This window comes from Alcanivorax sp. HI0044 (assembly GCF_001634945.1).
The window spans coordinates 1-726 of sequence record NZ_LWEZ01001684.1 but is presented as its reverse complement, the minus strand read 5'-3'; the positions used below and the strand labels follow the sequence as shown (position 1 = coordinate 726).

The window sequence follows — 726 nt, the reverse complement described above, 5'->3', positions numbered from 1 at the left end:
GTAAACTTCGAGAATTTCCAGATCCAGTTTCTTGAACCAGGTAATAATCTCAGGTGACAGCGCGGCGGCACCCGACAGCGCAATACGGCACTCATCCAGCCCCATGGCACCAAGCACTTTTTTCTTGATGATTTTGTTGAGGAAAGGAATTTTGAGCAATCGGTTGAGTTTTTTCGGCGGCACGGCTTCTGAAGCCTTCTGGTAAAACTTGGACCAGATCCGCGGCACAGCAAAAAATACCGTTGGTTGTGCCCGCTTGATATCTTCGCCAAAGGTATCCAGAGACTCGGCAAAAAAGATTTTGTTACCCACATACAGCACCGCGATTTCCACTGCCACGCGCTCAGCCACATGAGACAGAGGCAAGTAAGAAATCATGCGTTCGTCAGGCTTAAGGTCGTACACCTTGATCATCTTCTCCCCGACGGCGGAAAGACTCTCAAAGTCGTGCATCACACCCTTGGGCATACCAGTGGTGCCAGAGGTGTAAACGATAGTTGCGAGATCCTTCAGGTCCGGCACATTAATCTCAGCCAGAGGCGCAGTATCGCGAATAATATCCGGCCATTTTGGGAAGGCTTGCAACGCATCATCCGGCGCCAGACTCAACGCAATCTGCTGCACACCATCAGGCACACCCGCTTTCATCATGTCCCAGTCATCGAGCTTGCCCACAAACAGAAACTTGGACTCACTATGCTCCATGATCTGACGCACTGTTTCGGC

General features: G+C 51.0%; 1 protein-coding gene. It reads right to left on the bottom strand.

Annotated elements, in window-relative coordinates:
• The coding region (locus A3730_RS25390) for an AMP-binding protein (RefSeq protein WP_156501358.1) at positions 1 to 726 on the bottom strand (726 nt) is incomplete at both ends.